Source organism: Pyxidicoccus fallax (assembly GCF_012933655.1).
GTDB classification, from domain to species: Bacteria; Myxococcota; Myxococcia; order Myxococcales; family Myxococcaceae; genus Myxococcus; species Myxococcus fallax.
Genome location: NZ_JABBJJ010000050.1, coordinates 19,393 through 33,901, shown reverse-complemented (window position 1 = coordinate 33,901; position 14,509 = coordinate 19,393). Strand labels below are relative to the sequence as shown.

6 protein-coding genes are annotated in these 14,509 nt (G+C 72.3%); 3 read left to right on the top strand and 3 right to left on the bottom strand.

Translation table 11 applies throughout. The annotated features are described in order from the left end of the window. Positions 1 to 6: 6 nt before the first annotated feature. The 3 genes from HG543_RS13665 to HG543_RS13655 all read right to left on the bottom strand — a co-directional run bounded on the left by HG543_RS13665 (position 7) and on the right by HG543_RS13655 (position 4,966). Positions 7 to 2,202, bottom strand: coding sequence for a methyl-accepting chemotaxis protein (locus HG543_RS13665; RefSeq protein ID WP_169345178.1), 2,196 nt, complete (start codon positions 2,200 to 2,202; stop codon positions 7 to 9). A gap of 116 nt (positions 2,203 to 2,318) precedes the next feature. Next, complete coding sequence (locus HG543_RS13660; RefSeq protein WP_343073346.1) at positions 2,319 to 3,425, bottom strand: iron-containing alcohol dehydrogenase family protein; 1,107 nt, start codon at positions 3,423 to 3,425, stop codon at positions 2,319 to 2,321. Beyond that, positions 3,398 to 4,966 (bottom strand): protein adenylyltransferase SelO, encoded by a 1,569-nt coding sequence (locus HG543_RS13655; RefSeq protein ID WP_169345177.1) that lies wholly within the window; start codon positions 4,964 to 4,966, stop codon positions 3,398 to 3,400. The genes HG543_RS13660 and HG543_RS13655 overlap by 28 nt, the downstream gene beginning before the upstream one ends. A gap of 142 nt (positions 4,967 to 5,108) precedes the next feature. On the opposite strand from HG543_RS13655, the gene HG543_RS13650 reads away from it, so the two are divergent. From HG543_RS13650 to HG543_RS13640, 3 genes are all read left to right on the top strand, one after another. Next, positions 5,109 to 8,852, top strand: a complete 3,744-nt coding sequence (locus tag HG543_RS13650; RefSeq protein ID WP_169345176.1) for a GspE/PulE/PilB domain-containing protein — start codon at positions 5,109 to 5,111, stop codon at positions 8,850 to 8,852. A 112-nt stretch (positions 8,853 to 8,964) separates the two neighbouring features. Further along, positions 8,965 to 11,922, top strand: coding sequence for a tetratricopeptide repeat protein (locus tag HG543_RS13645; protein ID WP_169345175.1), 2,958 nt, complete (start codon positions 8,965 to 8,967; stop codon positions 11,920 to 11,922). A gap of 79 nt (positions 11,923 to 12,001) precedes the next feature. Continuing rightward, positions 12,002 to 14,506 carry a TonB-dependent receptor plug domain-containing protein gene (locus HG543_RS13640; RefSeq protein WP_169345174.1) on the top strand — a complete coding sequence of 835 codons (2,505 nt, stop codon included), beginning with the start codon at positions 12,002 to 12,004 and terminating at the stop codon, positions 14,504 to 14,506. Positions 14,507 to 14,509 lie beyond the last annotated feature (3 nt).

Genomic DNA, 14,509 nt, shown 5'->3' with positions numbered 1-14,509 from the left:
GGACTTCTAGCGGACCGCCGCGGCGTTCGCGGCGTCCTTGGCCTTGAGCGTCTGGGTGGCCATGCCGGCCATGCTCTCGGCCAGCGACTGCACGGAGCGGGTGGCCTCCTGCGTCTCCTGCACCGTCTTCAGCGTGCGCTGCATCTGCCCGGACAGCTCCTGGATGGCCTGCGCCATCTGGTGCGTGCCCGCGTCCTGCGCGCTGACGGCGGCCGTAATCTGACGCACGCTCGCGCCGGTGTCCGCGATGATGATGGCCAGCTCCTGGAACTGGGCGCTGGAGGTGCGCACCGCGTCCAGGCTCTGCCGCACCCGCTCGTCGCCCTTCTCGCTGGAGAGGGCCGCCTCGCGCATGCTCTTGCTGACGCCGTCGAGCACCGCGCGGATGCGGTGCGTGGCCTGGATGGACTGGTCGGCGAGGCCGCGCATCTCGCGCGCCACCACGCCGAAGCCCCGGCCGCTCTCACCACTGCGCGCCGCTTCAATCGCCGCGTTGATGGCCAGCATGTTGGACTGGTCCGCCAGGTCCTTCACCGAGTCCACGATGCCGGAGACCTCGCGCGTGCGCTCGTCGAGCGCGAGGATGCGCCGGGCCATCTCCGACACCTCGGTGCGGATGGCCGCCAGGTCCGACAGCGTGCGCTCCAGGGCGGCGGTGCCCTCGCGGCCCACCTGCTCCGCGTTCTCCGCGGACGCCGCGAGCGCGCTGGCCTTCTCCGCCGTCATCAGCGACGAGCGGCGAATCTCCTTCACCGTCTGCTCCGCCTCCTGCAGCGCCGCCGCCTGCCGGCTCACGCCCTCGGTCTGCTGGTCGCTCGAGGAGCGCAGCTGCTGCACCACCGTGGCCAGCTCGCCGGCGCCGGTGCCCATGCGCTCGGCCAGGCTGCGCACCTCGTGCTGCCGCTCCTCCAGTTGCTTGGTGTGCAGCTCCAGCGCGCGGACCATTTCAATGGAGCGGCGTGCCACCACCGATAGCAGCGACAGCGTCAGCGCCAGGTAGCCCCAGTGGGTGACGTTGCCGAAGTTCCAGTCCACCGCGCCGATGACGGGGAGCACCGTGACGGCGAGCGAGATGACGAGGATGCCGAAGCCGGCGACGAAGAGCCGGGCGTCGGGGTTGCCGCGCCACGCCTCGCCCACGGCGATGCCCAGGCACACCAGCAGGACGAGGAGCGCGATGGGCATGAAGTGGATCTGCAGCCGCTGGCCGGTGCCCAGGTCCACGAGGGCGATGAAGGCGCCCAGCCCGGAGATGACGGAGAACCCCGCCGACGCCTTGCGGAACCAGACCAGCCGGTTGTCCAGGAGCGCGTCCGACACGAAGGCCATCAGTCCCGCCACGAGCAGGAAGATGCCCAGGTTCATGCCCTTCGTCGCCAGGGCGGACGCGCCCCAGAGCGCGCCGGGCAGGCCGCTCAGGCTCAGGAGCACCATGCCGCCGCTGGCGGCGAAGACGGCCAGGCCCGCGAGCATCCGCCGGCGCCAGTGGATGATGAAGGCGCCACCCGCGCCGAGCGCCACGGCCAGCAGGAGGTTGCCGGTGACGAAGGGAACCTGTCCGTCGCGCGTGTGCGTGGCGAGCAGCTCATGGTGCGCGCCCACCTGCACCGACTGGAACACGCCGATGTTCGGGTTGTTGGACTGGATGCGCAGCAGCGCCCGCTGGCCGAGCGCCTCGCGCGGCAGCGACGCCAGGTGCCAGGCCAGGTTCTCCGAGACCTCGCGGCCGTTCCGGTTCATCCTGCCGCTCGTATAGACGAGCCGCCCGCCCGCGTAGACCTCGATGGCGTTGGTGACCTCGCCCATGAAGAGGGCCGGCTCGTTCCACGTGCCCTCGGGCAGGGGGATGCTGATCCACACGAAGGTGTTGTCGCCGCGATCAGGCGGCTCCTTCAGCGGCTCCATGGAGCGCCAGCCCTGCTGGCCGGCCGCGTCCTTCACCCAGGTAGGCACTCCGTCCGCACCCACGGGCGAGTCACCCCAGCGATAGCGCCATCCTTCGACAAGGGTGACGGGCTGACCCGCCTCCGCCGCCCACGCACCGGGCGTCAGGGCGAGCAGAAGCAGCAGCGTGCAGCTCCACGTGGCGATGCGCGCGAGCCCACGTAGGAGTCGCCGCGTACGCGGAGAGGAGTCGTGCGGAATACGGAACGAGTTGAGCGAATTGGTCGCACGAACAGTCGGGGCGCGGGGGACATCCATGGCCCTTCCATGCTCGGCCGCCTTGGGTCCATCTGTAAATGGGTCTTACCTGCCTCTCTTATCCTACGAAAGCGCAGTGAAACTTTAAATTTTTAACTGTTAAGGAATTAACACCCTCAGTCCGTGAAGCATCGCTCCAGGCGTGAGTCCGTCCGCAGGAGCTTTTCGACTTCCGGCGCGCAGTCGCGGGTGGAGAGCACCGTATGGAAGTCGTCCTTCAAGGTGGGCGCGAGGCGCACGGCCTCCAGCCACTCGCGCCGGGAGAAGGGGTCCTGGGTGATGCCGCGCCAGAATCCGGTGGCGTCGAGCACCGCGGCCACACGCTCCGTGCCCTGGCCCTGCAGGCGGCTGACGACATAGGTGGCGACCCCCACCTGGAGTCCATGCAGGCGGGGCCGGCGGGACACCGTGTCCAGCGCATGGGACATCAGATGCTCGCTCCCACTCGCGGGCCGTGACGAGCCGCTCACCTCCATGGCAATCCCGTTCAGCATCAGCGAGGTGGCCAGGAGCCGGACTCCCTCCAGGTCCCTCACGGGCCTCGCCATGAACTGGAAGACGGTGGCGTCCGAGAGCAGGGCGGCGAAGTCATTCACCGGCGTGCCCCGGGCGTGGAACGCCAGCTTCCAGTCGGCGATGGCCGTCACCTTCGCGACGAGGTCGCCCACGCCCGACCACCAGAGCACATCCGGCGCGTGGAGGCAGACGTCCGTGTCCACGACGACGCCGGACGGCATCGCCGCGCGCAGCGAGCGGCGCCGGCCTCCCTGCGTGAGGCTCGACTGGGGACTGCAGAAGCCGTCATTCGACAGGGACGTCGGCACGGCGAGGTAGGACAGGCCCGCGAGGAAGGCCACGTACTTGGCGACGTCCAGGGCCCGTCCGCCGCCGAACCCGACGACGGCCTCGCAGCCCGGGGGCACGCGGGAGAACAGGGTGGCGGCGTGCTCGAAGCTCGCCTCGTCCACCTCCTCGCGGCCCGCGAGGAAGATGCCGTCCCGCGCGAGGCTGGCCTCCAGGCGCTGGCCCAGCGCGGGCTGCAGGCCGGTGCTCACCAAGAGGAGGATGCGCCGGTGCCCCGCGCGCGCCAGGTAGACGCCGAGCCGGTCCAGCGCACCGGGCTTGATGCGCACGAGGGCGGGGATGAAGAACGGGTGCGTGCGGGAAGGCATCGGCGCCAGGATGGCAGGCCCGCTCAGGAACTGCACGAGAGCGCAGAGCACCCCGGCTTCGAACGCGCCCAGTCCGGACGCTTCGACGCGTACAGCTCGCGGCCGGGCTGCTCCTCGAAGGGCCTGCGCATGACGTCCAGCAGCGTGTGCACCTTCGAGTCGTCACCCGCGTGCGCGGCGTCGATGGCCTCCTGGGCGAGCCAGTTGCGCAGCACGTACTTCGGATTCACCGCGTCCATGCGCCGCGCCAGCTCCGCCGGCGGCACGTCCTCTTTCCGCGTGCGGCGCCACCACGACGCCAGCCACTCGACGCCCCGGGCCACGTGCGCCTCGGGCACCTCGCCGTAGAACGTCTCGCGCACCACCGGGGGCAGCGACGTGGGGGCCTCCGGCAGCGTCACCACCTGGGACAGGCCGCGGAAGAAGCGCGTCATGTCCGTCTCCTCCGCCGCGAGCCAGGCGAAGCCCTCGTTCACCAGCGCGACGTCCGCCTCGTCCCGCAGCGCGGACAGCCCGAGCTTCCCGGCGAAGCGCTGACTGGCCTCCTCCTCGAAGGTGCGCTGGTATTCGAGCAGGCCCGCCTCGACGAGGGCTTCTTCCTCGTCGAACAGCGGCATCAGCGCGGCGCCCAGGCGCTCCACGTTCCACAGGCCGATGGGGGGCTGGTTGCCGAAGCGGTAGCGCCGCGTGGCCGCGTCGGTGGTGTTGGGCGTCCAGCCGGGGTTGAAGTCATCCACCCAGCCATAGGGGCCGTAGTCGATGGTGAGGCCGAGGATGGACATGTTGTCGGTGTTCATCACGCCGTGGACGAAGCCGACGGCCTGCCAGTGCGCGATGAGCTTCGCCGTGCGCCGCGCCACCTCGCGGTAGAAGGCCGCGTACGTCTCCTTCGACGGCGCGCCCAGCTCCGGGAAGAAGTGCTTCAGCGTGTAGTCCGCGAGCTGCTTCAAGAGCGCCACCTCCCCGCGGCTCGTGAGCAGCTCGAAGTTGCCGAAGCGCAGGAAGGTGGGGGACACGCGGCAGACGATGGCGCCGGGCTCGGCCTCGGGGTTGCCGTCGTAGAACATGTCGCGGATGACCTTGTCGCCCGTGGTCACCAGCGACAGCGCGCGCGTGGTGGGCACGCCGAGGTGGTGCATGGCCTCGCTGCACAGGAACTCGCGGATGGACGAGCGGAGCACCGCGCGCCCGTCGGCGCGGCGGGAGTAGGGCGTGGGCCCCGCGCCCTTGAGCTGGAGCTCGTAGCGCTGCCCGTCCGGGGCCAGCAGCTCGCCGAGGACGATGGCGCGGCCGTCCCCGAGCTGGCCGGCCCAGTTGCCGAACTGGTGGCCACCGTAGGCGGCGGCATACGGCACCATGCCCGGCCAGAGGGCATTGCCGGCCAGCACCTGGACCCCTTCCGGGGACGTCAGGGTGGCCTCGTCCAGCCCGAGCATCCGCGCGACCTCGGGCGACCAGGCGACCAGCCGCGGCGCGGACACGGGCGTCGGCTGCACCTTCGACCAGAGCGCGCCGTGCACCTGGCGCGAGCGGCGTTCGGTGGAGGGGTCTCCAGGAGTGGATTCGATGAAGCGGGAGTGGAACTGAGGCATGGGGATGGGATGCGGCGGCGCCGTCGGGGGTGCACGGTCCATTGGCCCCAGCGCCGGGGGAAGCGGGCCTGACTGTTCGTAAGGCAGGCACTCGGGCCCTTGCCACCTTTTTTGCTGGCCGCGACGGTGCTCAACTCCGCGCATGACGGCACGGATTCGTGACCTGTTGGTGCAGCGGGGGCTGCTGAGTCCCGAGCAGTCGGAGCGCGCGCTCCGGAACCCCGCCGGCCAGTGGCCGGTGGAGTACGCCGTGCGGCAGGGCTGGTGCGACGACGAGGCGGTGGGGCGGCTCATCGCGGAAACCTGCGCCGTGCCCTATGTCGACATCACCGTCTTCGATGCCGACCCGGACGTCCTGTCGCTCGTCCCCCCGGAGTTGTTGCTCAAGCACCGGCTGCTGCCGTTCGCGTTGCACGGTGACGTCCTGGTCGTGGTCATGGCGGATCCGACCAACATCTACGCCCAGGACGACGTGAAGTTCCTCACGGGCCGCGAGCTCGAGGTGTGCACGTCGGGGCCGGTGGCCATCATCGACGCCATCCACCGGGAAGAGGATTTGGGATGGCCTGACACGTCCTCCTTCGCCCTGGGCTATATGCTCCAGCGCAAAGGCGTGGCCGCCGGCATGCGGGAGTGGGTGATGGGCCGGGCCTTCGCCTTCCACCCGGGCTCCGAAACCGTCCTGTTCCTTCGCGACGACCGGGAGCACGCGCTGGGAGACGTCGCCACCGCGAGTGCCCTGGGCCTCGGGCCCTCCGCGCCGCGCATCCTCTTCACGGACCGCGAGCTGTATGGTCCACGGGACATCATCCGCGTGGGTGTGTTCTGCGCGGCCAAGGCGGGCAAGCGCGCGCGTGTGATGCTGCGCACGGGGACGTCGATGCTTCCGCCGCTCGACCTGGAGCTGGACGGCAACGGCCTCGGGTGGACGTCCCTGCCCGCGCCGCCTCCGGGCTCCTATACCTTGATGACCGAGTGGGGAGGCTCGGCCTCCTTCTCCGTCGCGACGTACCTGCTGTCTCCCTTGCAGGTGCGGTGGTGCGGGGAGCGCGCCGACGGCGAGGCGCTGGAGGGCGAGCTCGAAGCGAGCGTGCTGGGCGAGCCGCTGGAGGGAACGCTCGTCCTCGGCCTGATGGACGAGTCCGGGATTCCCGCGCGTCGGGTCCACACGGCACGCGTGACGACGGATGGCTCGGGCCGGGCCCGGGTGCGCCTGCCCCGTGTCACGCGGGGCCCGGCCAGCCTGGAGGTGCGGGTGGAGGGCCGGGCGGGGCTGACCGCGACCGTCCGTCTGGCGGGCACGGAGCAGGAGTCGCGTGAGCCCGTGGTGCTCTCGCGGTGGCAGGAGGAGCGGCTCGCGAGCAGTCTGCCCTTCGCCGGCTCCCAGCCATTCCGGGGGCTTCATGTGGGCCCGGGGGCGGGCGGCGTGTCCGCGCCGCTGCGCATCGTGGAGGTGACACGGGAACGGGTGCTCCTGGAGCTGACGCGTCCCGTCCATCGGGGCCAGGTCGTGGCCGTCGTCCCCGGGCTCGAGCGATTCGAGGTCCCCATCACCGGAGGTGTCCCTGGGCTCCGACTGGAGCTGCCGGCGCGTGGGCCCTGGACGCTGCTGATGGTGGGGGTCCTCGAACGAAGCGAGGCGGGGCTGCGCTGCTGGGAGGGGCGCGCCGCGGTGCTGCCGCCGAGCCTTCCTCTGGAATTGGATGTGCCTCCGACGGCGCGGCCCGGGGACGCGGTGGCGTTGGCCCTGCGGGGGAGCCCCGGCGCGAGCGTCTGGGTCTCCGTGCGGGACGCACGGCTGACGGCCCGCGCACCGGGAGAGGTCGCCGCGGCGGCACTGCGGAAGGACCTGGACGACACGCTCGCGGGGCTGCGCGACGGGGAGCCGGATGCCATCCTGGGTGACCTCTTCCCGCGTCGGCGCAGGAGCAGGGTCCTCATGGACGAGATCATCGTCGGGGCCGTGCTTGACACCGCCGCGGGTGACAGGTCGGAGGCCGCTGCTCCTCCAGCGCTCGCGGAGGAGCCCCCGGCCGTCGTGCTCTGCCAGGTGGTGACGCTCGACGCGGAGGGCCTGGCCCGGCTGGACTTCCGCGCGCCGCGCCTGCGGGGACGGTTGGAGGTGGACGTGCTCGCGGCGCTGGGCCTGGACTGGGTGGACACCCGCGCGTCCCTCACGGTGCACCAGCCCGTGCACGGCGAGCTGCTCCTGCCGCGCTACGTCTCCGCCGGTGAGCGCGCGGCGGGCACGCTGCACGTGGCCCTGGACTCGGGCTCGGCCGAGGTGGAGGTGCGCTACGAGGGCACGCCGCTGCTCCTGCACGCGCAGGGGCGGAGCGCCCATCGCCTGCGGCTCTCCGCTCCCGGCGCGGAGGTGCTCTTCGACGCCATGGCGGGGCGCTTCGAGGCCGAGGTCCGCGCGGACAGCGGAGAGGTACAGCGGGTGGGCGGACAGGTGGACCACCCCGGCCGTGCGCAGTGGCTGGAGCGCACGGTGGTGGCGCTCGCACCGGGTGGGCGGCTGGAGGTGGAGGGGAGGGAAGCGCGGGCCCGGGTGTTGCTCGGCGTCGACGTGCAGGCTCGGCGGATGGCGCAGGCCCTGAAGGACTACTCCTACAGTTGCTCGGAGCAGACGAGCGCCATCATCCTCGGGTGCATCAGCGAGTTCCTCCTGGGCTGCGACCGCCCGCGCGAGCTGGAGCATCACCTGACGGGCGCGGTGCGGCGGCTGGAGAGCATGGCCCTGCCTTCCGGCCCCTTCCGCGCGTATCCCGACGCGGAGGTGAACGAATGGCTGTCGAAGGCCGCCGCGGCCCACCTGCTGGAATTGGAGGGCGTGGAGAAGGTGCCCGAGCTGGAGCCTGTCTGGTTCCTCATCGAACGCGTGCGGGAGCTGGGCCTGCGAGCCGCCACGGCCCACCGGCTCGACGTGGCTCCCGAGCAGCCACGCACGGCACGGCAGGCCCTGGCCTGCCTGCGGCGCAACCCCGGACGGGCGCGGGAGCTCGCGGGGTTCGTGCTCGCGGGGGTGGGAATCTGGGAAGGGCGCGCGGCGGTGCTGGGGCTGGAGTCCAACAAGGGCGATGGACGCTCGCGGTTCTCCATGGCGTCCGAGATACGGGCGGAGACCGCCTACGGCGCGGCGGTCCTCCTGCGCGCGGGCCCGGATTTCCTCACCCAGGCCACGCCGCTGGTGCGCACGGCGCTCGGGGAGCTCACCGAGGCGGGTCGTTGCTACTCCACGCTCGACAGCGTGGCCGCCCTGGCGCTCCTCGCCGCGATGCCACGCGTGGAGACCGCCACGGGGAGCTGCGGCGTGGATGGGGAGCGGCTCTCCTTCGTGGAGGCGTCCCGCCGCGCGGCGACCCGGTCCATCGAGGCGCTCGACACGTCGCTCCTCGTCGAGCTCGAGCGACTGCGCGAGGAAGACCTGGGCACGCGGGTGCGCAATGACGTCGCGGCCACCGTGCGCCTGGAGCGCGAAGACCCGGAGCAGGGCGGCCCGCTGCGGCCGGGCGAGTCCCTGAAGCTGGTGGTGCGGCTGGACGCGGGCTACCGCGCGGGGGACCTGCTCCAGGTGTTCCTGCCCCCGGCGCTCGCGTGGCTGCGCGGGGGCGCGCAGGCGCGGGGCTTCGCGCTGGACTTCCAAGGGCGGAACGTCCTGGACGTGCCGCTCGTCATCACCGGCGCCACGGTGGATGCCGCGGGCAGGTGTGTGCCGCAGCGCTGCGGCGTGTACCTGCGCGGCATGTATGACGAGCGGCGCGGCTCGGCCTTCGAGGCCCTCACCCTGGTGGTGCCTCCCGCCGGAGCGCGGGAGGCGGGAGGGCAGGGCGTGCTCGAACAGCGCGTGGTGCCTTCAGGTCACCTGCCGGGGACACCGTAGGCCGCGGGCCACGTGCCAGGGGCCGCTACTGCCGGTACGGGTACCACCCGACGCGAAGCAAGCGCGGCCCCCATGAGTCAGCCCGGACGCCCCCTCCCGGGAATGGCTGGCGGTGTGGCATGTTCCGCGCCCCCAGCGCATCCCCGCGCTGGCGCACTGGATTCCCGTGGAGTGTCTCGACGAGTCGGCGCTGGGGCGCCTCGCGTTGAACGCGTTGCCCGAGGCGGAGGCGTCGCGCGCGGGAGCCCATGTCGCCACGTGCGAGTCCTGCCGGGCGCGGCTCGATGCAGTGGCGGGAGGGCCGTCGCCGGAGCCGGGGTGGGAGGAGGCTCCGACGCGGACCGTCGACGCTCCGGTGCGCACGGTCTCACAGGAGGGAGCGCTTCCGCGGGGAACGTCCCTGGGCCGCTACCTCATCCTCGAGCGGCTCGGCGCGGGCGGCATGGGCGAGGTGTACGCGGCCTTCGACCCGCAGCTCAACCGCAAGGTGGCGCTGAAGCTGCTGCTGCCCTCGGGCAGCGAGGCGGCGCGGGAGGAGGCGCGCCTGCGGCTGTTGCGCGAGGCGCAGGCGATGGCCCGCCTCTCCCATCCCAACGTGGTGCCCGTCTACGACCTGGGCGAGTTCGGCGACCGGGTGTTCGTGGCCATGGAGCTGGTGGAGGGACGCACCCTGCGCACGTGGCTCGAGGAGGAGCCGCGCGACTGGCGCACGGTGGTGCGGACGCTGGCCGAGGCGGGACGGGGGCTGATGGCGGCGCACGCCGCGGGGCTGGTGCACCGCGACTTCAAGCCGGACAACATCCTCATCGGCCGGGACGGGCGCGTGGTGGTGCTCGACTTCGGGCTCGTGGTGGGCCGCGGCATCGAGGCGGCGGCGACGCGCGCCTTCCACCCGGAGGCCGCCGCCGAGGAGCCCGCGCCCGCGCCGCTGGACACGCCGGTGACACGGCAGGGCACGGTGCTGGGCACTCCCGGCTACATGGCGCCGGAGCAGTACCGGGGCGAGGAGGCCGGGCCCGCCACGGACCAGTTCGGCTTCTGCGCGACCCTCTACCACGCCCTCTACGGCACGCGCGCCTTCGCGGGCAACAGCACCGCCACGCTCTTCTTCGCCGCGAGCGAGGGCCGCGTGAAGCCTCCGCCGCCCGAGGCGAAGGTGCCCGCGTGGGTGCACGCCGTCGTCCTGCGCGGCCTCTCCCCGAGCCCGGCGCACCGCTTCGACTCCATGGAGTCGCTCCTGGAGGCGCTGCGCAAGGACCCGGCGGTGCGGCGGCGCCGGCTGCTCGTCACCGTGGCCGCGGGGGCGCTGGTGCTCGCGGGCGTGGGCGGCATGGCGAAGCTGGCCCATGCGCGCGCCACCCGTTGTCAGGGCGCGGAGGCGCGGCTGGAGGGCGTCTGGGACGCGAGCCGGAAGAAGGCCATCGCCCGCGCCTTCGAGGCCACGGGCGCGCCCTACGCGGCGCGGGCGTGGGAGAGTGTCCAGCAGGTGCTGGACGGGTACGCGGCCGAGCTCGTGGCGCAGCGCACGGAGGCCTGCGAGACGACGCGCGTGCGCGGCGAGGCCAGCGAGCGGGTGCTGGCCCTGCGCACCGAGTGCCTGGAGCAGCGGCGCGGAGAGCTGCACGCGCTCACCGAGGTGTTCCTCACCGCGGACGCGGAGTTGCTGGAGAACGCGGTCCAGGCGGCGCGCGGCCTGCCGGAGCTGGCCACGTGCGCGAACGTGGACCTGCTGGGCGCGCGCGTGCCCCTGCCGGCCGATGCCGCGCAGGCCGCTCGGGTCGCGCGCCTCCGCGAGTCGCTCGCGCAGGCCCGCGCCCAGTGGGCCGCTGGGCGCTACAAGGCGGGCCTGGAGGTGGTGCGGCCGCTCGTGGCCGAGGCCGACGCGGTGGGCTACCTGCCCTCGAGGGCGGAGGTGCTGCTGCTGCAGGCCCAGCTCGAGGAAGGCTTCGGGAACTGGGAGGTGGGGGTGCGTCTCATCAAGCGCGCCGCGTGGCTCGCGGAGGAGGCGCACGACGACACCGTGCGGGCCGAGGCGCTGGTGGGGCTCACCAGCATGCTGGGCTACAACGCGACGCGCGCCGCCGAGGCACATGACGTCTTCGAGCATGGCCGCGCGCTGCTCGCGCGCCTGCGCACGGGAGGCCGGCTGCTGTCGGAGCTCCACAGCGCGCAGGGGCTGGCCTTCGCCTCCGAGGGTAGGGCCGCCGAGGCCGAGGCCGCCCAGCGCGAGGCGCTCGTCGCGGCGGAGCGCTCCACGGGGCCGGACAGTCCGGAGGTGGCGGTGGTGCTCCGGCGCCTGGCCAACACGCTCACCGCGCAGGGCCGCCACGCCGAGGCGCTGCCCGAATATGAGCGCGCGCTCATCATCTTCCGCACCACGCTGGGCACCCACCATCCGCGCGTGGGCAGCACCCTCGTCAACCTGGGCACCACGTACAGCGAGCTGCGCCAGCACGCCCAGGCGCTGCCGCTGCTGCACGAGGGGCTGCGCATTCTCGAAGCGGCGCTCGCGCCCAACCATCCGTTCATGCCGCGCGCCCATGGGGCCTTGGGCATGGCGCACTGGAAGGCGGGCAGCCACGCGAAGGCGCTGGAGCACCTGCGGCGCGCGCTCGCCGTGTCGGAGTCGGCGCGCGGGGCGGACCATCCGGACGTGGCCGTGACGTGCACGGCCCTGGGCGAGGTGCTGCTGGACGCGGGACGCGCGCGGGAGGCCGTCGGCTACTTCTACCGCGCGCTCGACATCCAGGATCGCGCCCTCAAGCAGGACCACCCGGACCTCGCCGCCGCGCTCACGGGGCTGGGCGAGGCGCTGCTCGCTCTCGGGAACTCACGCGAGGCCCAGGGGGCGCTGGAGCGCGCGCTCGCCATCCGCGTGGCCGCGCGCGTCTCGTCGGTGGAGCTGGGCACCACGCGCCTGGCGCTCGCGCGGGCCCTGTGGACCACGGGCACGGAGGGACGTGTCCGGGCGCGCGAGCTGGTCCGGAGCGCGGAGTCCTCCCTCTCGGGCCATGTGGACGGAGCCGAGCTCCGGGACCGCGTCGCCTCCTGGCTCGCCGCCCACCCATGATGCGCAGAGGTGGATGTCATTGGGACGCGAGGTGGGGTTGGCCTATGTTCCCGGCGCGCTCCAGGGAGGGAGTCTGTCGATGAAGAGCTTCGTGGCCATCCTGTTGACCCTGCCGATGGCGGTGCACGCCTCGGAGGAGACCGCGACGCCGGAAGAGAAGGTCGCGGAGGCCAGCGCCGAGCCCGCGAGCACTCCCGCGCCCGTCGCCGCCACGGGAGCGAGCCTGCGCGTGGACCCGTCGCTCCTCCGCCGGCTTCCGGTGAACAGGCCTGGAAGCGGCGGCGGCGCGGACCGCGCGTTCGAGGACCTGGCGGAGCTGGCTCCGGGCGTCCAGCGGGACATGTACGGTGTCTCCATCAACGGCGCGACCTCCGCCGAGAACGCCTACCGCGTGGATGGCCTGTCCACCCGGAACCTGTCATTGGGTGTCAACGCCAGCGCCCTGAGTGTCGAGTTCCTGGACGAGGTGGACGTCATCCTCGGGGGCTACCTCCCGGAGTACGGCCGCGCCCAGGGCGGAATCATCCAGGCGGTGACGCGCACGGGGACGAACGAGTTCCGCGGCTCCGTCTTCGCCCACTGGACTCCCGGCGCGCTGGATGGCCAGCCCGGGTCCATTCCGAACAGCGCCGTCATCCAGACCCGCACCTCGCTGAAGAACCTCGGAGACCTGGGTGCCACCCTCGGAGGCCCCATCGTCAAGGACCGGCTGTGGTTCTTCGCGGGCTTCGTCCCCTCGTTCACCCGCTACGCGTACGTGCGCGAGCTGGTGCCCATCTCCACCGTCGGCGACGCGCAGCTCCAGCCGATCCCCGGCTCCGGGCGTGGCTACTTCCTCGATGACCGCAGCCTCCAGTACCTGGCCAAGGTGACCTTCCGGCCGGCGGAGAACCACCACCTGTCGCTCTCGCTCTCCGGCATCCCGTCCACCGAGAGCAGCCGGTCCTGGGCCATCTCACAGGGCCGCGACCTGTCCGGCGGCGCCCGGCAGTTCCAGACGGGCATCCTGGGTTCCCTGGAGATGGAGCTCGAGACCACCGCGGGCAGCCTGACCTACGCCGGCGAGTTCCTGGACCGGCGGGCGCGCGTGGAGGTCAACGCCGGTTGGTTCCGGCAGGCCAGGTCCACGCAGCTCCTCGACTCGATGACGTCCGGGGCGGTCCACGCGCCAGGCGTCGCGGACGTACGGGGGGCCTCCCAGGTCCGCGGCGCCATCCTCGGCGCGACGCCGCGCCCCGCGGAGGGCACGACGGACCGCTATCAGGCGAACGCGACGGCCGCCTGGCGGTTCGACGGTGCTGGCAGCCACGTGCTCAAGGCAGGAGGGGATGTCGAGCTGCTCCAGTCCGAGTGGGAGAGGCTGGCAGCCTTCCCGCCCGTGTCCGAGCCCATGCTCCAGACGGCCCGGAGCACGCTGGTGGGCGCGTTCGTGCAGGACTCCTGGAGCGTCACGAGTCGGGTGACCGTGAACCTCGGCCTGCGCTACGACGTGCAGTCGCTGTCCCGGGAGGACATGCCGGTGGAGGTGGACGTGTCCGGTCAGTTCTCTCCCCGCGTCGGCGCCGTGGTCGACGTCCTGGGCGACGGACGCACGCGGGCCTTCGCCCACTTCGCCCGGTACCAGGAGCAGGTTCCCCTCCAGCTGATGGAGTCCGTCGGCGCGCGGGGTGCCCTGTCCGTGGAGCGTGGGCTCCTGCCGCAGTCCTCCACCGAGCTGATGGCGGGCGCCGAGCATGAGCTCGCGGGCGACACCCGCCTGGGCGCCTGGTACGTGCACCGGAACCTCGACCAGGCCGTCGAGGACATGAGCGAGGATGACGGTCTCACGTACTTCCTGGGCAACCCCGGCCGGGGAAGAATGGGTTCGGGGTTCCCCGAGCCCATGCGCACCTACGACGCCGGCACCGTGTATCTGAGCCATGCCTTCTCCGACGGCTGGCTGGCCCAGGCGAGCTACACCCTGTCGCGGCTGCGCGGGAACTACTCGGGCCTGCTCCGGCCGGACACCAGCATGCTCAGCCCCAACACCCTTCCCGACTTCGACTCCCCGGAGCTGATGCGCAACAGCGAGGGCCTGCTCCCGCTGGACCGCACGCACGCCATCAAGCTGTTCGGCGCGAAGGAGTTCCACCTCTCGGCGAAGGTGTCCACGAGCGTCGGGCTGGCGTACCGCGGCGGCTCGGGGACTCCGTACAACGCCCTGGGCGGGCACCCGCTCTACGGCGGCGACGCGACGTTCATCCTCCCGCGCGGCGTGGCCGGCCGGACGCCGTGGGTCCACACCCTCGACTCCAACCTCGGCCTCGACTACCGGCTCTCCGGGAGCCAGGTGCTGTCGCTCACCGTGGCCGTGTTCAACCTCTTCAACTTCCAGGCGGCGACCCGGGTGGACGAGATGTACACGGACCGGTACGTCTTCCCGGTCGAAGGGGGCACGCGAGCAGACCTGCCGGGCCGCGTACAGCTGACTCCCGAGGATGGCTCGGGCTTCCTCGCCTCGTCGGACGTGAACGGGAACTTCGGCAAGCCCATCCAGCTCCAGGCGCCGCGGCAGTTCCGCCTGGGTGTTCGCTACAGCTTCTGACGT